Source organism: Chryseobacterium phocaeense (genome assembly GCF_900169075.1).
In the GTDB taxonomy this organism is placed as follows: domain Bacteria; phylum Bacteroidota; class Bacteroidia; order Flavobacteriales; family Weeksellaceae; genus Chryseobacterium; species Chryseobacterium phocaeense.
This window is the reverse complement of sequence record NZ_LT827013.1, coordinates 296,549-318,488: the sequence shown is the minus strand read 5'-3', so window position 1 is coordinate 318,488 and position 21,940 is coordinate 296,549. Positions and strand designations below refer to the sequence as shown.

General features: G+C 36.5%; 27 protein-coding genes and 1 riboswitch. Of the genes, 25 read left to right on the top strand and 2 right to left on the bottom strand.

Annotated elements, in window-relative coordinates; translation table 11 throughout:
* Positions 1–186: 186 nt before the first annotated feature.
* The 4 genes from B7E04_RS01415 (at position 187) to B7E04_RS01400 (ending at position 3,109) form a co-directional block, all read left to right on the top strand.
* On the top strand, positions 187–1,032 hold the full coding sequence (locus tag B7E04_RS01415) for a hypothetical protein (RefSeq protein ID WP_080776856.1): 846 nt from the start codon (positions 187–189) through the stop codon (positions 1,030–1,032).
* Between the two features lie 66 nt (positions 1,033–1,098).
* Positions 1,099–1,365 carry a hypothetical protein gene (locus B7E04_RS01410; protein WP_139785310.1) on the top strand — a complete coding sequence of 89 codons (267 nt, stop codon included), beginning with the start codon at positions 1,099–1,101 and terminating at the stop codon, positions 1,363–1,365.
* Positions 1,366–1,420: 55 nt separating this feature from the next.
* Complete coding sequence (locus B7E04_RS01405) at positions 1,421–2,101, top strand: hypothetical protein (protein WP_080776852.1); 681 nt, start codon at positions 1,421–1,423, stop codon at positions 2,099–2,101.
* Positions 2,102–2,173: 72 nt separating this feature from the next.
* On the top strand, positions 2,174–3,109 hold the full coding sequence (locus B7E04_RS01400; protein ID WP_449384822.1) for a Kelch repeat-containing protein: 936 nt from the start codon (positions 2,174–2,176) through the stop codon (positions 3,107–3,109).
* A gap of 457 nt (positions 3,110–3,566) precedes the next feature.
* Here the strand turns inward: B7E04_RS01400 and B7E04_RS22330 are convergent, their stop codons facing one another.
* Entirely contained in the window at positions 3,567–3,737 is a 171-nt protein-coding gene (locus B7E04_RS22330) for a hypothetical protein (protein ID WP_228439776.1), read from the bottom strand.
* A gap of 60 nt (positions 3,738–3,797) precedes the next feature.
* Here B7E04_RS22330 and B7E04_RS01395 point away from each other — a divergent pair, with 60 nt between their 5' ends.
* The 20 genes from B7E04_RS01395 to B7E04_RS01300 all read left to right on the top strand — a co-directional run bounded on the left by B7E04_RS01395 (position 3,798) and on the right by B7E04_RS01300 (position 19,682).
* A complete protein-coding gene (locus tag B7E04_RS01395; protein ID WP_139785309.1) occupies positions 3,798–4,253 on the top strand; it encodes a hypothetical protein in 456 nt (151 codons plus the stop codon).
* Positions 4,254–4,456: 203 nt separating this feature from the next.
* A complete protein-coding gene (locus B7E04_RS01390; RefSeq protein WP_080776845.1) occupies positions 4,457–5,356 on the top strand; it encodes an alpha/beta hydrolase family protein in 900 nt (299 codons plus the stop codon).
* Positions 5,357–5,492: 136 nt separating this feature from the next.
* Positions 5,493–6,170: a hypothetical protein gene (locus B7E04_RS01385; protein ID WP_080776843.1), complete on the top strand. Its 678-nt coding sequence runs from the start codon at positions 5,493–5,495 to the stop codon at positions 6,168–6,170.
* A gap of 237 nt (positions 6,171–6,407) precedes the next feature.
* Complete coding sequence (locus tag B7E04_RS01380; RefSeq protein ID WP_080776841.1) at positions 6,408–7,145, top strand: matrixin family metalloprotease; 738 nt, start codon at positions 6,408–6,410, stop codon at positions 7,143–7,145.
* 111 nt (positions 7,146–7,256) lie between these two features.
* Positions 7,257–9,368 carry a M48 family metalloprotease gene (locus B7E04_RS01375; RefSeq protein ID WP_080776839.1) on the top strand — a complete coding sequence of 704 codons (2,112 nt, stop codon included), beginning with the start codon at positions 7,257–7,259 and terminating at the stop codon, positions 9,366–9,368.
* A gap of 151 nt (positions 9,369–9,519) precedes the next feature.
* Entirely contained in the window at positions 9,520–9,954 is a 435-nt protein-coding gene (locus B7E04_RS01370) for a hypothetical protein (protein WP_139785307.1), read from the top strand.
* A gap of 2 nt (positions 9,955–9,956) precedes the next feature.
* A complete protein-coding gene (locus B7E04_RS22325) occupies positions 9,957–10,067 on the top strand; it encodes a DUF2695 domain-containing protein (RefSeq protein ID WP_080776835.1) in 111 nt (36 codons plus the stop codon).
* 61 nt (positions 10,068–10,128) lie between these two features.
* Positions 10,129–10,683, top strand: a complete 555-nt coding sequence (locus B7E04_RS01360; protein ID WP_080776833.1) for a DUF6985 domain-containing protein — start codon at positions 10,129–10,131, stop codon at positions 10,681–10,683.
* Between the two features lie 24 nt (positions 10,684–10,707).
* A complete protein-coding gene (locus B7E04_RS01355; protein ID WP_080776832.1) occupies positions 10,708–11,472 on the top strand; it encodes a DUF2185 domain-containing protein in 765 nt (254 codons plus the stop codon).
* Positions 11,473–11,529: 57 nt separating this feature from the next.
* Positions 11,530–12,102: a hypothetical protein gene (locus B7E04_RS01350; protein ID WP_080776830.1), complete on the top strand. Its 573-nt coding sequence runs from the start codon at positions 11,530–11,532 to the stop codon at positions 12,100–12,102.
* 59 nt (positions 12,103–12,161) lie between these two features.
* The gene (locus B7E04_RS01345) at positions 12,162–12,821 is read left to right on the top strand and encodes a DUF2461 domain-containing protein (RefSeq protein ID WP_080776828.1); all 660 of its coding nucleotides are present in this window, start codon (positions 12,162–12,164) and stop codon (positions 12,819–12,821) included.
* A 55-nt stretch (positions 12,822–12,876) separates the two neighbouring features.
* Positions 12,877–13,422 (top strand): hypothetical protein, encoded by a 546-nt coding sequence (locus tag B7E04_RS01340; RefSeq protein ID WP_080776826.1) that lies wholly within the window; start codon positions 12,877–12,879, stop codon positions 13,420–13,422.
* 74 nt (positions 13,423–13,496) lie between these two features.
* Positions 13,497–13,880, top strand: coding sequence for a 5-carboxymethyl-2-hydroxymuconate Delta-isomerase (locus B7E04_RS01335; protein ID WP_080776824.1), 384 nt, complete (start codon positions 13,497–13,499; stop codon positions 13,878–13,880).
* Positions 13,881–13,950: 70 nt separating this feature from the next.
* Positions 13,951–15,207 (top strand): serine hydrolase domain-containing protein, encoded by a 1,257-nt coding sequence (locus B7E04_RS01330; protein ID WP_080776823.1) that lies wholly within the window; start codon positions 13,951–13,953, stop codon positions 15,205–15,207.
* Between the two features lie 124 nt (positions 15,208–15,331).
* Positions 15,332–15,817, top strand: coding sequence for a hypothetical protein (locus B7E04_RS01325; protein ID WP_080776820.1), 486 nt, complete (start codon positions 15,332–15,334; stop codon positions 15,815–15,817).
* A 123-nt stretch (positions 15,818–15,940) separates the two neighbouring features.
* Positions 15,941–16,459, top strand: a complete 519-nt coding sequence (locus B7E04_RS01320) for a DinB family protein (protein WP_080776819.1) — start codon at positions 15,941–15,943, stop codon at positions 16,457–16,459.
* A gap of 178 nt (positions 16,460–16,637) precedes the next feature.
* Entirely contained in the window at positions 16,638–17,882 is a 1,245-nt protein-coding gene (locus B7E04_RS01315; RefSeq protein ID WP_080776817.1) for a hypothetical protein, read from the top strand.
* Positions 17,883–17,961: 79 nt separating this feature from the next.
* On the top strand, positions 17,962–18,507 hold the full coding sequence (locus tag B7E04_RS01310; RefSeq protein WP_080776815.1) for a dihydrofolate reductase family protein: 546 nt from the start codon (positions 17,962–17,964) through the stop codon (positions 18,505–18,507).
* A gap of 26 nt (positions 18,508–18,533) precedes the next feature.
* Complete coding sequence (locus tag B7E04_RS01305) at positions 18,534–19,319, top strand: alpha/beta fold hydrolase (protein ID WP_080776813.1); 786 nt, start codon at positions 18,534–18,536, stop codon at positions 19,317–19,319.
* A gap of 12 nt (positions 19,320–19,331) precedes the next feature.
* Positions 19,332–19,682 (top strand): DUF2200 domain-containing protein, encoded by a 351-nt coding sequence (locus tag B7E04_RS01300; protein WP_080776811.1) that lies wholly within the window; start codon positions 19,332–19,334, stop codon positions 19,680–19,682.
* Between the two features lie 74 nt (positions 19,683–19,756).
* On the opposite strand, the gene B7E04_RS01295 is transcribed toward B7E04_RS01300, so the two are convergent.
* Positions 19,757–20,653, bottom strand: coding sequence for an MBL fold metallo-hydrolase (locus B7E04_RS01295; protein ID WP_228439774.1), 897 nt, complete (start codon positions 20,651–20,653; stop codon positions 19,757–19,759).
* An 81-nt stretch (positions 20,654–20,734) separates the two neighbouring features.
* On the opposite strand from B7E04_RS01295, the gene B7E04_RS01290 reads away from it, so the two are divergent.
* Positions 20,735–21,625: a helix-turn-helix domain-containing protein gene (locus tag B7E04_RS01290; RefSeq protein WP_080776808.1), complete on the top strand. Its 891-nt coding sequence runs from the start codon at positions 20,735–20,737 to the stop codon at positions 21,623–21,625.
* Positions 21,626–21,778: 153 nt separating this feature from the next.
* Positions 21,779–21,904: riboswitch (FMN riboswitch) on the top strand.
* The last annotated feature ends 36 nt before the right edge of the window (positions 21,905–21,940 follow it).

Genomic DNA, 21,940 nt, shown 5'->3' with positions numbered 1-21,940 from the left:
AAAGTAAAAGTTGTTTTATGATAAACACAGGTGTTTGCGAATTCCGCCGGTTGTGATTGATGAGAAACAGGATTACGAAAGGCTATGTAACTTCACTAGAAGTAGGTAGAATTAATACAATTTGTATATATTTACTCTTTGCGTATTGCCTAAATTTGCAAGTTAAATAAAATAATACAACTACCGATGAAAAGACAATTATTCATATTTATATTCTCGATTTTTCTAACGGGTTCAAACCTGTACGCTCAGCTTGATAAAAATGGAAATCCAATATTTAACAGTGAAAAAATAGAAAATTTCACTCTTGAGAATGTTGAAATAATTTCAAGTTATTACACCATAAAAGATAATATTGACAATAAGCAATCATCTGTTTTTATCAATGAAAATCCAACTTCAGATGACTATTGGAATTTTTCGAGCAAATTACCCTCTTACTATTTCATGATTGCTGATAAAGGAAATGTCAAGGGAATGCTGATGCTAATTCCTAAAAATGAAGATGATTCTTTTTTCTATAATGTAGTCATTCCAAGTAAAAATGAGAGTTTTCAAATTCCTTCAAAATTAAAAGGGAAAATAACAGAGACCAGGGCAAAAGAATTAGCAGACATCAAAAAAAACAAAGCAATAATCAATGATGGCGTTCTAAAACTCAACAACAAAGATTTTAAAATTTTAAAGTATAGTGATGTCATCGAAGAGGTGAAAAATATTGTAAAGGAAAAATTCATTAACAATCATAATAATGAAAATTCTGATCTCGAAAACTATATCAAAACAGAGTCTAAAGGAGGAAAGTTAGACTTTAAAAATACGGTTGAAAAGTATGAAGGTGCCTTTATAAATTATGATGGAATCCTGTATAACAAAAAAGACTTTGCTATACTAATGTGGGCAGCTGCAGTGAAAAAAACAGGAATAACAGAAATCAATAAAGCACAATCGCTTTGGCAGGAGATTAATGAAAGGGACTTAACAGAACCTGAATTAAAAGCTTTGCGAAAAGGTTTTGAAACAAAATTTTAAAGAGTACTTCGTGCTGATATCCTATTCGGTTAAGCAACAAATTTAATTGTAAATAAAATGATACAGTTGGAAGAATTAGACAAAATCAAAATACTCGAATTTCTAAAATTACAAATGTCAAAAAAGAAATTTGTTGTAACTCCTATTTCAATTTTAAAAAAATGTGGTTTTCCTGTTTCTAAACATCACTTCCTACTTGAAAATAAAGCAGTGATCTTAACACTAAAATATATCCTAAAAGAACTTAGTGAAGATGGTTTTCTAATCCCAAGGGAGTCAAAACAGGATTTTAAAGGAGTAAAAGAAATAGGATATGACTTTATTACTTACTAAGTTAAGAAAGATAACATACCTATAAAGTCTAGCACTCTACTATATTCAAAATAAAATGAGATCAATACTTTTTATAGTTTTTTCATTCTTTGCACCGGGGCTTTTTGCTCAACAATATGAATTAACAAAAGACAGTGACACTCTATATTATTATAAATATGAAAAACCAATCATCGAAAAATTAAGACTTATCCAACCTAAAGAAAAGAAAGATTTTTTTAGGTTTGGTTCAGATAAATATTATTTGGAGCTTTCCAGTGAATCCAATAAATACCTAATGTATGTTGAGGAAACCTGGGAGGGTAAAAAAACAGGAAAAACATTTATTAAAGAATTTAGTTTAACCGAAAAACAGGTTAATGAAATAAAAAACCTTATAGCCTCATTAAAAATTCATGAAATTCCAACTGATAATCAGATTAAAAATTGGGCTTTTGGTCTTGATGGAATCACCTATACATTTGAATTAAAAGCTGGGAATAATTATTCTCACAAACATTACTGGACACCAACTTCTCAACAGAAATTTGTAGAATCCAATATTATTAATTATTTTATAATTAAAGTAGACGAAATAATAGATTATCAGCAAAATAGAAAAAAATTCACAGAAGAAATCCCCTATTTTAGCTGGACAAAAGATGGTGTTTCCTGGAATGCCGTAAAATTAATAAATAAGGATAATTATTCAGAATATAAAAGATATAAAAAGCTAATGAGGAAAAATAAATCCTAATGCTAAATTTCACTACTAAAAAAATATCGAATTCTTAACACCAATAAAACCAAACACTAAATCTTAACACCATTGAAAACAAAATTATTACTCCCTTTATTTTTTGGTTCATGGTTACTCCATGCACAAACACTTCAATTTAAAAATCTCGCCAATATGTCTTCAGGCAGAGGCGCCACAGCCAGTGTAATAGTAGATGATAATATATATGTGAGCAACGGGTATCAGGCAAAAGCAAGTGATGCAAGGTATGTTGAAAAATATAATATCACCAGTAACAGCTGGAGTATTCTCAATGCTACCCTGCTTCCCAGAAGATTTGCCAATTCAGAGACTTACCATAATAAAATTTATATTTTTAACGGTTGGGGAAACAGCCATCTTGAAATTATAGACCTTGCCACCAACACCGTCACGAAAGGGGCTGTTAACCGTTCCTATACGGGAAATTCAGGCTCAGCCATCCATAATGGCAGAATATATGTATTTGGCGGCAGCGGATTAAATGGAGCTGCCACTACCGTATTTTCAGATAGATTCCAGTACTATGATATCGCTTCAGATACCTGGAATCCATTACCGGATATGCCCACAGCCAGAGAAGCAAAAGGCAAAATTGTAAATGATAAACTTTATGTAATTGGTGGTTTTAACGGGACCCCATCCCGTCTGATCAATGTTTACGACCTCAATACTAATCGTTGGATCGATAAGTATACGATGCCTGTTGGCATATCCGGACACTCATTAGCGGTATACGGTAATAAGATTTTTATTGCAGGTGGTGTTAATAGCCAAACTTTCCTGGCCTATTTTGATACAACAACCCATAAATTACACCAGTTATCATCCAATATGATTCCCAGAAGACACGCTACAGCGGAAGTATACAACAATAAATTATACATTATCGGTGGAAGTACAACGTCTCTTACCAGCTCAGCTATTAAAAGCATACAAGTGGCAGATATTAGCGAAAGTGTACTTTCTGCAGATGGTAGCCGATGAAGATTAAATATTAAAAATAAGGGTCCATGCTGATGCAGGTATCCTGCCCACGCCTAATAATTCAAAACGACTCATCAATTTCAAACATACAAAACTTCCCTGTTCTTTCTTCTCCGAAATCTGAGACCTGGGAAAGAGAAGAATTTATAACCTTTTAGCTGAAAGGAATATGATAAGTCTGTACATTCAGTCTTAACCTCTATATCTAAATAAAAACCGCTCTATTTTCCAGAGCGGTTTTTTTATGCATTAACTCTCTGAAAAGAAAGAAGTCTTCAAATTAAGAAAGAATTTTTATTGTATTATTTCACTACTAGTAGAAATACTTACATGCTTTTTGAGTAATAAATACGGTATTTTCAACGCTTACATTCCTTTAATTTTACAGATACAATAAAGAAATTCTTTTCTTGAACAGGTCAGCCGAAAACTGTAGAGAGTAGGTACAATATTAAATTCAATTATTATGGCAGGAGACGATAGCAGAATACATGGCTACAATGCCGTTTATCGCACGCAGCAGCCCGTTAAGTTTCACTCTTTTGAACTGGATAATAAGAACAAACCAAAAAATTTCATCTACCAAAGGATAACCATTGATGGGCCTGGTGCTGTAGTTGATGATCATCAAGGGCATATTGTCCCCCAAAACACACTAAATCTTGTATTAAATCCTCTAATGAAGGATATGGCAAAAAATTGTAATACTATTTCCCAGGTTGAAAATTTCATTAAGAATTCATGGATGCAGTCAGTTTATGATTACGGAAAAAAAATTGGTGCCCCCATGTTTATTTTTGATGATCATGATCCTGAAACTAAAGTAGGAGGCTTTTTCTCCATTGTAACCTGGAATCCGGTTAATATTTGCAGAGCTCCGGAGGATAAAAACAGAGGCGGTATTCCCGGTGAAACTATCGATACTCAGGTAGAGCAATATCTTGCTAACCATCAGGCTGATCAGGGGGTTAATGCAGCATGGCTTTCAAGCTTGCAGTCTCTCATGAAGGATAGTAAAAATGTGGATAAAATAAAAGATTACATTACGAAATGCTCCGATACCCTATCAGGACAGGTAACTAAAGGGATTGGCTATTATTCATTTCCCTGGAAATATACCGGAAAAGTCTTAAGCCCAAAATAGGACATAGGTATTTTACATCCGGATTAGGTGAATACAATTCAACAAAAAAAGGCGCTGACGAAAAAATTTTAATTCTAAAAATACAAGCTTCTTTACTCGTATTTGTGCATTACCAAGGTAATTTAAATGCAACCGCTTTATTCTATAGGGCGGTTTTTTATATTATATTTGACAACTAATTACCATACATGAAATAATCCAAAATGAAAATCAACTTTTTTTCTAAATTCTATATTTGGTTATTACTACTGGCTTTACCACATTTTGCATTTTCACAATCGGCCGAATTTATCATTCAGGATGTAAAATTTGAAAGTCAGGGAATCACGCTTGCAGGCTCAATTGTAGAACCCAAAAAACCATTGGCGGCAGTGGTCATTGTCCACGGGTCCGATCCGGTAAAAAGAGAACTGGAATTTGCAAAACGCCTTGCCAAAGAAGGTATTGCCGTATTCACCTATGACAAACGTGGCGTGGGAGAATCCGAAGGTGTATACGTTGGTCCTTCCGTTGGCACGAATAATATAGACCCTGCTAATCTTAATCTATTGGCTCACGATGCCAATGCAGCCGTAAAAACATTCCAGACTTATTTAAAAGATAAAAAAATATCAATAGGATTAGTGGGCTTCAGTCAGGCAGGATGGATTATCCCGATTGCGGCAAGCAAAAATCCACAAATTGATTTTATGGTTTTATTCAGCTGCCCTACCATTACAACACTGGAACAGCTTCGGTTTCAGTTTTACACAAATGGAAACAACAAATTCTGGGAAAACCATACAGAAGCAGACGCCATTGAGCATACTAAAAATGACCCGGACAAATATCAATTTGCAGCAACCGATCCAAAAACCTCTCTGAATACGCTTTCAATTCCCGGTCTTTGGCTTTTTGGTGAAAAAGACATCCAGATTCCGGTAAAGATGTGTATAGAACAACTGAATACACTGAAAGCTCAGGGCAAACCTTTCGAATATACTTTATTTTCTAAACTTGGACACAATACTTCTTCCGGCGATGATACAGCTCCTGTTGATATTGCTGTACAATGGATAAAGCGGAAAGCTTTGGATATTAAAAAATCCAGATTTTCGAAATAAAGCACAAGAATGGATCATAGAATCTATTAAAGTATATGCTCCGAGGCAAAAAAAATGTAATAACTCTCTAATCATCGATGCAATAAATATATTATAATATGTAGATTTGGATATTGCAAAACTATAAGCCATTATTATGAATATAAAATCAAATTCGAGATTATTATTTTTCTTTTCTGTTTTCACAATAATTTTAAGTTGTAAAACAAATGACGCATTTGGTCTGAAAAAAATGAATAAAAATGAGCGGAATAATTTTATTTTCTCAAATTTAAAAACTAAAACCGGGGTCGATTTAGGTAATTTTATTTATCATTTACAGGAATCTAAAATAAAATTAAAACCTTTTGAGCCACTTTTAATTGAAAAACTAAGGGAATCAAAACGCCCTTACGATATTAATATCCTGACGAATTTATTAATTGATAACAAAGAGCATAAACCCGAAATTGAACAAATACTAAATTCAAAAATAAAAATTTGGGACACCGGATATTGGTCTGAAAAGTTTTGGGTCTTAATCGAAGACTATCATTTAAATATTGAAAAGCCCAATTATTATAATATAGAGACTAATTCCTCAAAAAAATATGATGTGTCGGAGTTTATGAAAACAAAAATTGCAAGTGACGAATTAGGAAAAGATCCTTTACTCATGGTCAATTGGCAAATAGTAAACTATGAAGAAGGAAACCTAATAGAAACTTTAAATAAATTGGATGTTAAACAAATCGATTATACTCCAAAAAGTCAATCAGTTAGATTATATGGAAAAAGTGGAATTGATGGATTTTTAAATGTTTCAACCAACTAATTTCCCAACTACACCACGTTCCTCTGCTGGCTCAAGTCTCGCTTGTGTCAAATTAAAACGCAGTATCCTAATTTGAAATAATAAAAAACCGCCTTGTTTTCCAGAGCGGTTTTTCCGCAAAATATCCACAATACAAACTACACAAAAGGGTAATTGTCCACACCCGATACATATTTTACTTTTACTAAAAAAAGCAGCCTGCCTTATTATTGTAAAACTAAAAACCAACTACATATCATGGATAATTTAGAAACCGGCTCTACTCCTTTAGAGCTTAAAACTCAGAACTTCTTACCCTCAGAAGACAGATTGCATATGTACGGAAAGCATGTATTATGTATTACTGATAACAAAGCTCACAAAAAATCTCCCTTTGAGCTGGTTGTTGATTCTTCGGAAGGATTTATACCGCTTTGGGAAGAAAATGTTACTTTAAACTGGAGATTTGATAGATCGATGCACTCTTTTTTCATGAATCCGGAGCTGGCTAAAACAGAAATAAAAAGACTTTTTAGCGAAGCAGTTTTAGCATGGGAAGATGCCTGTCCTATCAGGTTTTCTGAAAACGAGGATCTCTGGGACTTTGAAATTACCATGCTGCCCGACAGATGTAACGGAAACAGCTGTGTTCTAGCTTCTGCTTTCTTCCCGCAACAGGGTCGGGATAAATTGGTTATCTATCCTAAATTATTTGCCCAATCCTATCAGGAACAGGTAGAAACCATGGCTCATGAACTGGGACATATCTTCGGACTCAGACATTTTTTTGCCAAAACAGACGAAAAAGAATGGGATGCTGAAATTTTCGGAACGCATGTTCCATTTACCATTATGAATTACGGCGCCAACTCAAGCCTATCCCCTGCAGACAAAGCAGACCTTAAGGAACTCTACCGTCTGGTTTGGAGTAAGCAACTTACCAAAATAAACAAAACTCCGATAAGACTGTTTAAGCCATACCATATGAAACAGTAGAATTAAAAACTAATCTTGTAATAACATTAAACCGCCCTGTTTCCAGAGCGGTTTCATTTTTTCTTGTCACTTTAAACTGATGTGTGTATTATTGTAAAAAAAATTATTTCCATGTATATTCAAGTTTCCGAGGACTTCAGAAAGAAAAGCAGGTCTGCTGTTCTGGCCATTTCCATCTTTATTATCGTTTATATCCTCATGTTTCTTCTCACTATAGCCCTGGCGGCAGGGTGTGTTATTGGAGGAATTTTGCTTATTGCTGCAAAACCAATGTTTGTGACCATTATGCTGGGAGCAGGTCTTGCAGGAACCGGAGGTTTTATCTTTTTCTTTATCATCAAATTTCTGTTTAAAAAACACATCAACGACAGAAGCTACCTTACTGAAATCAAAAGGTCAGATGAACCTGAACTTTTCAGCATGATTGATGACATTGTAAAAGAAGCCGAAACTGATTTCCCTAAAAAAGTATATTTATCTTACGACGTCAATGCAAGCGTTTTCTACGATTCAAGCTTCTGGAGTATGTTCTATCCTATTAAAAAGAACCTCACCATTGGGCTTGGATTGATCAATACTTCCACAAAACAGGAACTGAAAGCTATTCTTTCCCATGAATTCGGACATTTTTCCCAACGTTCCATGAAGGTAGGAAGCTATGTATATAATGTTAATCAGATTATTTTCAATCTGGTAAATGACGATGAATCTTACCGTAATTCCATCGGGAAATGGGCAAGCTGGAGTGGATATTTTTCAATTTTCGCAGCACTGGCACTTTTCATAACCGGTAAAATCCAGTGGGTACTTACCAAAATGTATTCTTTTGTTAACATCCGTCATATGGCCCTTTCCAGAGAAATGGAGTTTCATGCCGATGAAGTGGCCGCCCATATTGCCGGATCACTTCCATTGGAAGAATCCCTGCTGAGAATGGAGCTTGCCAATAATTCGTATCAGAATGTCATCAGTTTTTACGAAGCAAAGATTTCAAAAAACCAGACCAGCCGGAACATTTATAAGGAACAGTCTTTTGTGATGAATTTTCTGGCGCAGCAAAGTGAACTGGACACCAAACATGGTCTTCCCAATGTAAAACTTTCCGAATCCGGACTTTTTAACAAATCGAAGCTGATGTTTGAAAACCAGTGGGCATCCCACCCATCCAATGAAGACCGTATTGCAAGGCTCCGGACCCTAAATATCATCAAAGATTCTGAAAACGGACCTGCCAGAGATCTTTTCAGGGATTTTGAAAAAACACAGGAAAAGCTCACCGTTAAAATTTTTTCAAATGTAAAATATCAGAAAGGGAAAAGCGATCTCGATTTTGAAACTTTTGCCCTGGAATTTGAAAACCAGCATTTTAAAGATTCTTTTGATAAAATTTTCAATAATTATTATGATAACAAAAATCCGGACTTCAGCGTTCAGGAAAACCCGGCAGCGAAAGATCTTTCTTTTGAGGAGCTGTTCAGCAAGGATAAAGTAGAAATGGTATATACATTAATAGCCCTTGAAAACGATAAAAAAACAATAGAAGCCATTGCCAACAAAGAAATCATCTTAAAAACTTTCGATTATGATGGGAGGAAATATGTAACAAAAGAAGCAGGAAAGCTTATTTCTGAAATCGACACTTCTATTGCAGAAGTGAAAAACCTGGTCCATCAGAATGATTCGGATATCTATACCTATTTCATACAATTGGCTGGTGAAGCGGGTAAGAAAAGTGAATTTGAGAATATATACGCAAAATTTTCAAAGTACGACAGTGAATTTGAAGATAGGTTCAAACCCTATGTTGATATAAGCAATGCAACTGCATTCCTTAGCACCACCACCCCTTTTGAACAAATCATCAGGAACTTTAAAAATCTTAAACCTCATGAAGAAAAGCTGAAAAGTGAAATCACATCCTATTTGGACAGCCCTGAAATGATTGATGATCTTGAGGAACAAACCATCAAAGATCTGAAATATTATGTGGAAAAAGATCTGATCTATTTCAATAACAACCAATACCTTGAAACCAATCTTCAGCTTCTGATGACAGCGATCAATATCCAACCTTATTTTCTTCATAAAAAATATTTTCTGATGAAAAAAGAACTTCTGAACATTATGAAAGATCTTGAAAACAGAACTTACCTTTCAGAAAGATTATCTGTAGCCGAAGAATCAACAGTTCCGGAAATTAATAGAACTGAACCGGCAGAATAAATTTTTCAAAGTCATTGTTCCCAGTTTAGTTTTTATTAATTTAGAATAATTGAAAATCAAATACCTGACAACCATTAAATTATATATATTAAATACAAAAAACATCCATCTGCTCAAAGTCTGGAAACTTCCGAGAATAATAAATAACATTATGAAAATGTTCACTCTCATTTTAGTGTTAGTATTTCTTTCATCATGCAGTTCCCGAAAAGAGTTGGAAGGAATTTATCGATCCCAAAAGGCTGAACTGGGATTCTTTATTACCAAGATTGAGCTAAGAAATAATAATCAATTTAAATATCAATTTTCAGGAGACCTCCAGCACACAGAGTTATCAGGAGTTTATCAACTAAAGGATAATAATCTGTATTTAAAATTCAATAAAAATAAAGGAGAAATAGAAACGAAAGGTGATTCGTTGACAATAGTAGAAATTTTGTCAGGTAGCCATCATAACTATGACTTAAAAAATGAAAATGGCATCAATTATCATGTGAAATACAAGATCCGGGGCAATAAACTTTTCGTGTACAGAATTGATAATAATAAAATTTCAAAGAAAGCACTACATAAAGTATTCCCTTAAACATGTTCAGAAGTTTGGAGACTTCGGAGAACGGAAAGCCGACTTTAGCTGAACATGGAGGGTATTGCGACTGTGAAATTTTAGCCAATGTTGAAGAAAAATTTGAACATTAATTTTCCAGACTGACACTTTACAAACAATATAAAAATAACTACTGCCAAACACATCAAATCCATGAGCAAAGAAATTATTTCAAAAGTAATAGGACCATTACAACAGGATGAAGACTTTCCTGACTGGTGGAAAAATACAGGGACCGAAATTCCGTTTTTTAACCATGAGCAACTGGATATTACCTTTATGGATTTTGAACCTGAGCAAGATGCAGCTTTTATTGAAGAAGCAGACCAGGCTCTGGCCAATTTCCTGCAACTGACAGTTGAAGACAGAAAATCAATTTCCGGACTGGTCTATAAAAACTGTATGGATTTTCTGGAGGCTGTAGGATATGACGAAGATGATGAACCTTTATGGGAAATCAAAGACAATGAAGAAATATGGAACTTTGTACATCCTTCTGAAATTCTCGTTTCCAGGAGGCACAGAAGGGATCAGAAAGTATATGTACAGATTGCCTGTTCATGCGAATGGGAACAGGAACATGGGCTTCAGCTGGTTTTCAGAGAAGGAAAGCAGCTCACCAGAATAAGCAGTCAGGATGGACATCTCACAGAAGCAGATGCCTATGATAAACCGGACAGCGAAGATGAATTATTGTCCGCAAACTGATGATTAACATTTAAAAACACATCTATGGGATTATTCGGTAAGAAAAAAAAGAATGTGGACATTGACAGCTTTCCACCGATTGGCAGGCTGATGGTTTCTAAAATGATCACCGAAGGAAATAAAAAGCCCATGTTCATGTACAGGGACAAAAGAAGCAGGCCCGAAGACAGCGGCTGGCGGATTTTTTCAGGACTTGAATCAAATGAATACACAAATAACCCTGAGAATGCAGGTATCTACAATCCTTCAACGCTATTGGCTATTGACCCTTCCATTGCAGATATTTTGTTAACCGGAGGCTTTGGTTCAGCCTTTGAGCGAAAATCGGAAAAATCATCCTGGTACAAGGTGACAGATTTCCGGGTTGAAGACGATTATATGGTGAAACATAGACTGACAGAAAAATGGGAACTGAGCATTAATAATTTATTTGAACGGCAAAAAGAGCAGAACGGGGACTTACTCTATACAACAGGAGACAAGTCACTGCGTCTTGCAGTCTGGAATGATGACAGATCAAAACCTGAAATTTACAGTGAACACCGCCAGATGATTGCAAACAGGGATGGATCACTGGGAAAAATGTTGAAAACCTTTGAATTTTCCGATCATCAGGTTTCCCGTTTGGGTTATATGATAAAAGAATCAGATGAAAATCGGACCTATTATGTTATCTATGCTTTTTCAATTATTGACCATCAACTGATACAGGCAGCCTTATATTTTGACTATGAAGAAGATGAGAGCTGGGCGGTAGAAACATGGAAAGGGATTCAACTTATAGAGTAATCAACAGATCTATCCCGCAAACGGTTTATTTAAAACATTCCTGTATATTTGAATCCTATGAAAATCCTTAACTCATTATTGTTTTGTCTTGTATTCATATGCTCCTGCAGTAAGCAAAATGGTGAAAACAGAGCCGGCAAACCGAAGCCTGTTCTTATAAAAATCGGATATCATCCTACTTTTCATAATTCTGCGGAGACCATAGTAAATTTTAATGAGAAATATATAATCTTTTACAGTCCGGTTGCTTACAGCATTGCACCACCTCCACCTCCAGGAGAAGAAGGACAAAAAATGAGTATTGAATACAAGGAATATTTAAGTGAAAGGCCAAAATTAGAACCATTCAGGATTGAACTCACAGAAAATGATCTCGAAAAAATCCGGCAGATATCAGATTCTTTCACATCGGAAGACTTCAGTGATAAAAATGTAAAGCCGGCAATTGATGGGATGTCCACCAATATTATTATTGTATATTCAGATGGAAAATTAATTCAGATCAATCCTATGAATGCTCCGAATGAAAAGCAAAAGGCACTATATGGAGGAATTTTAGACCTTCTTATTGAAAAAAACACCAATAAGAACGATTCTACTATCTTACAGAAAATAAAGGGATATCATTAAAAAAATTGCCCTTTTAAAAACGAAAAATACAGTCTTCCTGAAAAAACAAATCCATAAAAATGAAAAAAGCATTCGAATTCCTTAAAAAATTAGAAAAAAACAATACCCGGGAATGGTTTATCCAAAACAAGCAGGAATACGATTCCATTGTAAAAGAAAACAAAGTTCTTTTCACTAAGATTTATCATGAGCTCCAGGAATATGATCAGTTAAAAGGTATTCATATTTTCAGAATTTACAGGGATGTGCGCTTTTCCAAAGATCCTGCTCCATATAAAAATAATTTCGGGGTTGGATATTCCCGTTCAAAACCGATGTTGAGAGGCGGCTATTACATCCATCTGGAACCTGGAAACAGCTTTGTAGGAGGCGGATTCTGGGCACCTGACACCCAAGACCTGCTCCGTATCCGTAAAGAATTCGAGCTTAATACTTCAGAAATTGAAAAAATCACTTCCGACCCCACTTTTGTCAAATATTTTGAAGAAATCAAAGGTGATGGCGTAAAAACAGCACCGAGAGGTTTTGATAAAGATCATCCGGCCATTGACCTGATCAGGAAAAAACAATTCGTAGTGATGCGGAAATTTACGGATAAAGAAGTTTTCTCCGACAGTTTTCAGAAAGAAGTCCTTCTCACCCTGCTGGCCATGCGTCCGTTTTTTGATTATATGAGCGAAGTGCTTACTACGGATTTAAATGGAGAGTCTTTGTTTTGAAAAATTAAAGTGAGTTAAAGTTTTAATTGTCTATTTCAGTTGAGAAAGCCAAGTGATGAAAAAAATAATTTTAATAAGCTGTATCATTTTAATTGTTGTTTTATTCAACTATCCTGTCTTTGATAGTGAGGGAATATCTTATCTTATTATTCTTGCTTGTTTCATTACTATTATTTTCACAATTGCAAAAATCTATTTTCCTAATGATAATGATAGCTATGAATCAGTTGAAAAAGAAGTAGATCATTTACTTCAGGATAACGGAATATTTGAATATACCGATGACGGTTTTTATATTCAACAAAAAAACTCAACTGAATTCGTAAAATGGAAAGAAATTGTTTCTGTATATTCTTTCAGTGCTCCTATTTTATATCGTATAAGACAAACAGGCCTGGAAATTATTACCGATAAAAAAAGCTATGAGTTTGATCATAAACAGACGCCCGGAATTGAAAAATTAGCAGAAGAACTTTATAACCATCTTCCCCAATGGGAATTAAATAACCAGGCGAATAAGGTTAACAATTTTGGACTTGAAAAAACAAGATTATATGTTCGGGAAAACCATTCTTTTGATATGGATGCTAAAAAATGTTAATAAATATAAGTGAGAAAACTTAAATCTCTATATTATATTTATCTTTATCCTAAACCACTGAACAGAAAATCATTATGCCTCATTTCATCATAGAATGCTCTCAGGATGTTCTTCAGCAAAGATCACCGGACGAAATCATGGATGCCGTTTACAAAGCAGCCGATTCAACAGGCTTGTTTGCTCCCAATGATATCAAAGTCAGGCTTCAGCCATACCAGTACTATCAATTGGGAGATCACAAGAAAAATTTCCTTCATGTTTTCGGGTATATTATGGAAGGCCGGGATACGGAACAGAAAGCAGACCTGTCAAACAAGATATGCACACAGCTGACAGCCCTGCTTCAGGATCTTTCCTTCCTATCCGTCAATATTAATGAATTTGAACGAGCCACCTATTGCAATAAAGCACTGATTAACCCTGAAAATACTGACCAAAACCGTCATTTCGGACTGTGATCCGGCATTAGTTGTTAATCTGTGGATGTAACAATAACTCCTTTAAAATTGTTCTTTTAATAAACCTATTATGAAAAATCTGTATGTTCTTCTTCTTTGTATGTTAATGCTTAACGTTTTTACTGCACAGAAAAAGCAGTCACAGGAAATGAGAAAAGCTCAGAAAGAATTAACGGATAAACTGGCAGAAATCAGCAAGACTGCAAGTTTTAACGGATTTGGAGTTGCACTGGTGAATGACCGTGAGGTTTTATACCAGAACGGATTCGGAGCCGCCAACATAAAGCCCTTTAAAAAATACGATGAACATACAGTCCAGAATATAGCATCCGTTTCAAAAACCCTGATCGGCATTGCCATCCTTAAAGCTCAGGAGCTGGGAAAACTGAAACTGGATGATCCCATTAGCCGATATCTCCCTTTTAAAGTCATCAATCCACAGCATCCGGATATTCCGATCACGATCCGCCAGCTCACCACCCATACCTCATCTATCAATGATAATAACGAATATCTGACCAGAACCATTATTTTAAAAGACACCACCAACCTGGCAGACCATTTAAAGATCGATATTTCACCCACAAAATTCAATCCTCCTTCATCCAAAATTTCCATTGAGGAATTTTTAAATAATGTTCTTAATGAAAAAGGGAAATGGTACTCAAAAGATATATTCACGGATAAAAAACCGGGAGAACTTTTCAATTATTCCAACATCGGGACCACTCTTGCAGCACTGGTTCTGGAAAAAGCAACCGGAATGTCATACGATGCCTTTACGGTGCAATATATTTTTGAGCCTTTGCAAATGACCCATTCAGGCTGGAATTTTAACGCTATCAATTTTTCAAAATACACGCGTACTTTCATCAACAAGCAAACGCCCTACCCTTATTATTCTCTCAATACTTATCCTGACGGAGGAATGCTTACTACTTCAGAGGATATGAGCAAATATCTTCTTGAGCTCATGAAAGGCTATTACGGAAACGGAAAAATACTCTCAAAAGAAAGCTATAAAGAATATTTTACCCCTCAGCTGAAAGCCGAAAATTTCGAGGACAGAAGCACCAGCGAATACAGCGATGAATACAATATGGGAATAAGCATGGGCTTCGGGTCAACCGGAAACTTCGGACACACGGGCGGTGACCCGGGAATGAACTCTGTCATCTGGTTTTTTAAAGATAAAAAAATGGGCAGATACCTCATCGTAAATACAGATTGGGATAAAAACAATACCGGAAAAGATCAGAAAGCAATTTATGATCTGCTGGATGAGTATTTCATAAAACTGGATGCCATCAGCCGGTCTGAAAAGTAATGACAAATAATATAAAATCTCTCTTTCAAACCATTTCATCTTAAAATCTTTTATGACATTGCCCATTAAAATGATAAAATATTGTTTTCCTGTTTTCCTTCTCTTATTAGTCAATTGTTCAGTGATGGATTATAAACCTGTCACCAAAGAAGCAATGGCTCAATCTGGTTTGAGATATGACGGGGTATATATTTGTTATCAGAGGAAACCAGAACCGGATTCAGGAAATATTTCAAGAAGGCATATTCCCGAATTAGACCCTGCTCATTTGTCAATATATATGTTTAGCCGGGATGGCAGGGCAGTTTACCGCGGAATTAGGGGTGAAATGTGGCAGATTCCTCTTACAAATCCTGACAACAGGTTTATTTTTGATGTATTATTTCACCGTTTAAGCTGGACAAGATCAGATCTTCTAGAGGAATATAAAAAAGCAGATTCTTATTCACTTACAGGTAAAAATTTTGTTCTGACCTCTTATAACAGAAGAAAAATTTACAGGTATACGCGAGAGTGCAAAATACTGGATGATTCTAAAATTGTAATAGATCAGGATACTTTTAAATTCAAAAAATACTATGCGAATTATGATGCGATTTTAGCACATTAAAATTTCAACAGATTTTCAGGAACTGCTGTCTTCTGTTTTTCCGGCAGCTCTATTTTTTGTAAAATCAGGTTAATATTTTACTTATTTTTATCCTTCCAAAATCATTAAAAATAAAATATTATCATGAATTTAAAAACATTAATCACACACACGGTTCAGTACAATGATTGGGTTGTTAATATGTATATCGACTGGCTTTCTACAAAGTCTGATGAACAGCTTAACCAGGAGGTGATCTCCAGCTTCCCTACCATTTTATCTACCCTGCACCACGTATGGCAGACCCAGCAATACTGGTGGGCCTATATCGCAGAAAATGCTGATTTTGATTTTGAACAGATCTCTGCAGCCATCAGCAAAGAAGAAATTTTCAATGGCATAAAAGAAAACTCCAGAAAATTAATGGTATATGTGGAAGGCCTTTCTGAAGAAGATCTGGCCCAAAATGTAAAAGTGGAATCTCCATGGTTTCAGTGCGACTTTTCCAAATACGAGTACATCCAGCATGCAGTGGTTCACGGAGCCTACCACAGAGGACAGATCGTTACTATGGGAAGAAATGTGGGAATCACCGATGCTCCTATGACAGATTATAATTTCTGGAATGTATTTAAAAACTCGGAAGTAAAGTCGGAGGCGTAGGAAGTACACTTTGTCACCCATGATCATATGATGAAAATTCAGGGCTATGTAAAAACAAAGCTTTATATTCCTGTGTTGTGTACACCTAAGACTCAAGTCTGATTACAGTATCAGAGATTAAAAATATTCTGATAAACTTCTTTTCAAAAAACATTAAATTTTTATTCAAACACTAAATATGCAAAACACTAAAATCCAGGAAGAATGGTTCTCAGAAGGAGAACAATATGCCACAGAAATTAATGAAATGGTTGATTTCGGTGAAAAAAACGGCTGGGAGAACTGGAAAGGCAAAGAACCCGAAGACAAAAGGGCTCACCTGGCCCCGGACATTTTTGACCTCCTTAAATCAGCCAACCAGAACAGGGATACGGACAACTTCAGAGTCTTTTTCCCGCCTGCCCACACTCCGATTATTCCTCTACTAGAAAACAGATCGCAGAGTATTGAGCACCTTCAGTTCATTAGCGATCAGAAGATCGTATTCCTCACCGGCACTTCCTATGAACAACGAAAAGCTTACCTTCTCGATCATGATGAAATTACAGAACTTGATGAAAACATTCATGCGATAGGAAAATCAAAACAAAATAACGTCTTTGCCATAGCTTCCAATCATAAGATCTCATTATACAAAGGCTGGGATGGAGCTTTGATTAATGAATTTCAACTTAATCAGACCGCAGAATTTGGCATTACAGAACTGATTCCGTTCAATGATGGAAGCAAAGTCATTTTAGTAACCTCAGAAGGCATTTATCTGGTTTCCCAAAGAGAGGAAAAGCTCATTCATCCGCTCAATGAAGACGATGAAGAAGACTGGAGTCCCAATATAGATATGGAAAACGCAGCACTTTCCAATAACAATTCCTATATCGTAGTGGGTGATCAAAGCTACGACCACAGAATTTTAGATCCGGAAGGCAATACGCTGGGCACCATCGGCGCACAATCTTCATATCCGCACTTCTGTCTTTTCGCAAAAGACGACAGCCAGCTGATTACGAATTCCTGCCATTTTTATAACGGCATTACGATAGGCATCAGTTCCGATCAGTATGTGGGAGCTGATATTGAAGCTTACACGGAAAGTGACGACTATGTAGTGATTAATGAAGAAATGAGAGTCTATGCAGGAGTAGCAGCCAAAGATTATTATATTCTGGGAGATGCCTATGGGTATATCAAAGCATTTGACAAAAAGGGAAATACAGTATGGAGACACTTCCTGGGTTCCACTATTTCCGGAATGACGATTTCCGATGATGAAAAAACGCTTTGGGTAGCTGCTCATTCAGGAATTTTGCATAAGCTAAAGTTGGGAAAAGGCCACAGGGATACCCATACCATAGGTAACGGAAACCATTATGAAGAGTTCAGGCTTCTGATCTGGAAAAATGAACCGCAGATCTGGAAATGGTAAATTTTATCAAACTAAAATGCTCTGAATACAGGGCATTTTTCTTTATTTTTACAGAAACTAAATCATACCCTACCCTTACATGAGAAAAATAATTCTGGACCTGGCGGTCAGTTTAGACGGATTTATTGAAGGCCCCAATGGAGAAACAGACTGGTGCATTATGGATGACGATATGAATTTTGGCGGATTTCTGACCAGCATCGATACCATCCTCTACGGCAGGGTAAGCTATGATGCCTGGGGCACGTATCAGCCGGATGAAAACGCCGGACCTGAAGAAAAAGAATTCTGGGAAACCATTCACTCGAAAAATAAATATGTTTTTTCTCACCAAAGCAGAGAAGATGCAGGAGCAGTATTCATCAGCTCAGATATTGCTGAAACAATAGCTGAACTAAAACAGCAGCCCGGAAAAGACATCTGGCTGTATGGCGGCGCAGGTCTTATTAAAACCTTTATTGCTCTTGATCTTATTGATGCTTACAGGATTTCTGTGCATCCCGTTGCACTGGGCAGCGGAAAACCTTTATTTGAAAATCTCAGGGAGAGGCTGGAATTGAAACTTATCAATACCCATGTATTCAGATCAGGAGTGGTACAGCTCATTTACGAATCTAAAAATTAATAATCCAACCTCAGAAAATATTCATTATGAAAAAATATACACAGTCTTCAGACGGACAAAACATTCATTACAAAGAAAGCGGACAAGGAAATACAGCACTCCTTTTTGTGCACGGCTGGCTCGGGAACGCAGAATGGTGGAATAACCAGCAGGAATATTTCAAAGACCGTTATCAAATTGTTCAGATGGATCTTCCGGGACACGGCCAGTCTGATGCATCCAGAAAAGAGTGGAGCAGTGATTTATATGCGGATGATATTACAGCTGTGGCAGCTGCCATTGACTCAAAGGAGATTATTCTCGTGGGCCATTCCATGTCAGGTGCATATGCTTTGAAAGCTGCTTTAAAGATTCCCAATCTGAAAGCACTGATTCTGATAGACACTGTAAAAGATCTCGATGAAACTTTTACCGTAGAACAGGCTGATGAGTTTCTGTTCACCCATTACCGCAATGATTTTAAAAATGCAGTAGAAAATATCCTTCCCCAATATCTTTTTGCAGAAAAAACGCCACCGGATGTACAACAGAAAATACAGTCCGAATTTCTTCAGAATAACCCGGAAAAAGCGATTGATCTGCTGAGGCCTTTATATCATACGGACTTCAGGGATACCGCATCAAAGGTTACGGTTCCGGTAAGGGCCGTTAGTTCCGATAATACCCCTACGAACATAGAAAACAACAGGAAGTATTTAAAAGATTACAACTATAGTGAAATAGCCGGAACAGGCCACTACCCTATGCTGGAAAATCCAGAAGAATTTAACAGAATCCTGGAGAATATTCTTCAGGAATTAAATCCATCATAAAAATGAAAGCCTATGAATAATACCAGAATTTATGCAATGTCTTTTGCCGGTGTTTATCCTCACTATATTCAAAAAGCGGAAAAGAAAGGCCGCACCAAAGCCGAAGTTCATGAAATTATATTCTGGCTAACGGGATATGATGAAAAGAGTCTGCAGGAGATCTTAGAGAACAAAACTGATTTCAAAACATTTTTTGAACAGGCCCCGCAAATCAACCCCAATGTTTCCCTCATCAAAGGCGTCATCTGTGGATATCGTGTAGAAGATATCGAAGAGGAACTGATGAGAAATATCCGCTATCTGGACAAACTGATCGATGAGCTTGCGAAAGGGAAAAAGATGGAAAAGATATTGAGATCATAAGTATAAACACCATATACAAGACAATAAACCGCTCATAAAGAGCGGTTTTCTGATAGTCCAATAAAAAAAGAAGACTATTTGATTTGTCCGAGATAGCGGCTTATAGAAAAATCGACTGCTTTCTTACCATCTCCCCTGATATAAGTTCCAAAAGCTCCGAATACAGAATCATACCTCAAAGGATCCAGAGATTCTTTAGCATACCGAATGGCCTCGGAAGACAAAGGAATATAATTGGGATAGCTGTACATAAAGGTAACCGACTTCCGGTCCGAACATACCAGCGGCATATCTCCGGTAAGCAGCTGTCCGCCATGATCAGGATTATATAATACCGTTGCACCGTCAAAATGCCCTGCACATAATACCAACTTCAAGCCATCCCATAACGTTTTTTCCCTGCCTTCCCAGAACTGAACAGCTTCACCTTTACGCTGTACCCATTTTTTATCGGACTGATGAATATAGATGGGTGCATCAAAGGCTTTACTCCATTCTATCATAGTTGAATAATAATGAGGATGGGAGATCGCAATTGCCCTGATGCCACCCAGTTTTTTGATAATGTCAATAGTAGTTGCATCCAGATTTGCAATGCAGTCCCATAATATATTGCCATTGGGAGTAACCACCAGATGAGCATGCTGCCCGATTCCAAAACGGGGGCTGGTATAAATTGCATACATATTAGGAGCTACTTTTTCTATAATGTTTTTATGCGTTTTATTGAGTGCCGTCAGTGTAGTCCACTGCTGGCCGTCTGCATTTACATATTGCCTTGAGTCTTCACAGACCGGACAATGTTCCTGCGCAGCAGACTCATATTGTACGCCACAGGTAGCGCAAATAGGATGTTCTGTATTCATTTCCTTACTTTTGTATAATGAAGATGTGAAAGATCCGGGAATCGTAAGGGCTAAAGCTGCATACGTATTTTGTTTGATCCATTTTCTTCGGTTAATTTTTGCCATTGTTCTTATTTTTATGTAAAATTATACCGGAAACAAGCCCCGGAAAATGGATAAATTGTATCATCTATTGTACATTTTGACATGAAATCAAAAATTCCTACTTACCCGCTGAATACTAGTTTTTCAAAATTTGAAGAACATAGCAGAAACATTGTTATTGCTGATTTTGATGACCGTTCAAAAATTTTTGACCGGCAGTATCCTCACCGTCACAGCTATTATGAAATATTCCTGGTGCAGGACAGCTCCGGTATACATCATATTGATTTCGAAGCCTACCCTTTTTCGGGACCTGTTATATTCCTTACGGCACCTGAGCAGGTTCATCAGCTGATAAGAACAAAAGGCGGGCATGGTTTTGCCATACAGTTTGAGGATGATTTTTTTAATCATGATAACGGAACAGATTCAAGACTGTATTCTTACTTTCTTTTTGATCATTTTCAGAATCATCCCGTAATTCCTGTGAACGGAGCAGAATGGGATAAACTGCAGAACTTGGTAAATATGGCATTGATGGAATACAGAAGCAACACTACAGGAACCACCTCCCTGATTTCCGCCTATGTGAAAATTATTCTGATGGAAATTCTGCGCATCCGGCAGCAGCATTTTCAGGAGCAGGATTTCCGGACAGATACGCAGCACCAGCATCTTCTGGATTTTAAACGCTTGCTGAATGAACAGTACACTACCCATCATGAAGTTCAGGATTATGCGGAACAGCTCAGAATCACTCCACGCCAGCTAAACAGCCTGGTAAAACAGTTTTTAAATAAATCCGCATCCCAGGTCATTAAAGAACGGCTTCTACTGGAAGCCAAACGGCTTTTAGCAGTCAACAAGCTAAGTACCAAAGAAATAGGATATGAACTGGGATTTGAAGACCCTGCTTATTTTTCACGGTTCTTTAAACAGGGAACAGGAATGACCGCCAAGGAATTCAAAAATTCTGTCCAGAACATAGGATAGTCAGGGCAATTATATATAATTTCCTTCGATGGTAAATCTGATCAAAAATCCCTTCCCCAATTCAAAAAACTTCCCGAAATTTGTGGCCTGTGCGTTAAAATATAATGAATGAAATAAAATTTTAAATCAGAACATACAGTAAAACTTAGTATAAGTTTTCTTCGGGGCAGGGTGAAATTCCCTACCGGCGGTTACAGTCCGCGACTCCTTTCTTCTGAAGGGACTGATTTGGTGAAATTCCAAAACCGACAGTTAAAGTCTGGATGGGAGAAGAAAATGAAACGGTCAGTAAGATTCCTTACGGGCTTATGGTAC

Excerpts from the sequence above, each read along its gene's own strand:
- B7E04_RS01415 (WP_080776856.1), top strand. The coding sequence starts at position 187 with ATGAAAAGACAATTATTCATATTTATATTCTCGATTTTTCTAACGGGT.
- B7E04_RS01405 (WP_080776852.1), top strand. The coding sequence starts at position 1,421 with ATGAGATCAATACTTTTTATAGTTTTTTCATTCTTTGCACCGGGGCTT.
- B7E04_RS22330 (WP_228439776.1), bottom strand. The coding sequence starts at position 3,737 with ATGATCATCAACTACAGCACCAGGCCCATCAATGGTTATCCTTTGGTA.
- B7E04_RS01395 (WP_139785309.1), top strand. The coding sequence starts at position 3,798 with ATGGCAAAAAATTGTAATACTATTTCCCAGGTTGAAAATTTCATTAAG.
- B7E04_RS01390 (WP_080776845.1), top strand. The coding sequence starts at position 4,457 with ATGAAAATCAACTTTTTTTCTAAATTCTATATTTGGTTATTACTACTG.
- B7E04_RS01385 (WP_080776843.1), top strand. The coding sequence starts at position 5,493 with ATGAATATAAAATCAAATTCGAGATTATTATTTTTCTTTTCTGTTTTC.
- B7E04_RS01380 (WP_080776841.1), top strand. The coding sequence starts at position 6,408 with ATGGATAATTTAGAAACCGGCTCTACTCCTTTAGAGCTTAAAACTCAG.
- B7E04_RS01375 (WP_080776839.1), top strand. The coding sequence starts at position 7,257 with ATGTATATTCAAGTTTCCGAGGACTTCAGAAAGAAAAGCAGGTCTGCT.
- B7E04_RS01370 (WP_139785307.1), top strand. The coding sequence starts at position 9,520 with ATGAAAATGTTCACTCTCATTTTAGTGTTAGTATTTCTTTCATCATGC.
- B7E04_RS22325 (WP_080776835.1), top strand. The coding sequence starts at position 9,957 with ATGTTCAGAAGTTTGGAGACTTCGGAGAACGGAAAGCCGACTTTAGCT.
- B7E04_RS01360 (WP_080776833.1), top strand. The coding sequence starts at position 10,129 with ATGAGCAAAGAAATTATTTCAAAAGTAATAGGACCATTACAACAGGAT.
- B7E04_RS01355 (WP_080776832.1), top strand. The coding sequence starts at position 10,708 with ATGGGATTATTCGGTAAGAAAAAAAAGAATGTGGACATTGACAGCTTT.
- B7E04_RS01350 (WP_080776830.1), top strand. The coding sequence starts at position 11,530 with ATGAAAATCCTTAACTCATTATTGTTTTGTCTTGTATTCATATGCTCC.
- B7E04_RS01345 (WP_080776828.1), top strand. The coding sequence starts at position 12,162 with ATGAAAAAAGCATTCGAATTCCTTAAAAAATTAGAAAAAAACAATACC.
- B7E04_RS01340 (WP_080776826.1), top strand. The coding sequence starts at position 12,877 with ATGAAAAAAATAATTTTAATAAGCTGTATCATTTTAATTGTTGTTTTA.
- B7E04_RS01335 (WP_080776824.1), top strand. The coding sequence starts at position 13,497 with ATGCCTCATTTCATCATAGAATGCTCTCAGGATGTTCTTCAGCAAAGA.
- B7E04_RS01330 (WP_080776823.1), top strand. The coding sequence starts at position 13,951 with ATGAAAAATCTGTATGTTCTTCTTCTTTGTATGTTAATGCTTAACGTT.
- B7E04_RS01325 (WP_080776820.1), top strand. The coding sequence starts at position 15,332 with ATGGATTATAAACCTGTCACCAAAGAAGCAATGGCTCAATCTGGTTTG.
- B7E04_RS01320 (WP_080776819.1), top strand. The coding sequence starts at position 15,941 with ATGAATTTAAAAACATTAATCACACACACGGTTCAGTACAATGATTGG.
- B7E04_RS01315 (WP_080776817.1), top strand. The coding sequence starts at position 16,638 with ATGCAAAACACTAAAATCCAGGAAGAATGGTTCTCAGAAGGAGAACAA.
- B7E04_RS01310 (WP_080776815.1), top strand. The coding sequence starts at position 17,962 with ATGAGAAAAATAATTCTGGACCTGGCGGTCAGTTTAGACGGATTTATT.
- B7E04_RS01305 (WP_080776813.1), top strand. The coding sequence starts at position 18,534 with ATGAAAAAATATACACAGTCTTCAGACGGACAAAACATTCATTACAAA.
- B7E04_RS01300 (WP_080776811.1), top strand. The coding sequence starts at position 19,332 with ATGAATAATACCAGAATTTATGCAATGTCTTTTGCCGGTGTTTATCCT.
- B7E04_RS01295 (WP_228439774.1), bottom strand. The coding sequence starts at position 20,653 with ATGGCAAAAATTAACCGAAGAAAATGGATCAAACAAAATACGTATGCA.
- B7E04_RS01290 (WP_080776808.1), top strand. The coding sequence starts at position 20,735 with ATGAAATCAAAAATTCCTACTTACCCGCTGAATACTAGTTTTTCAAAA.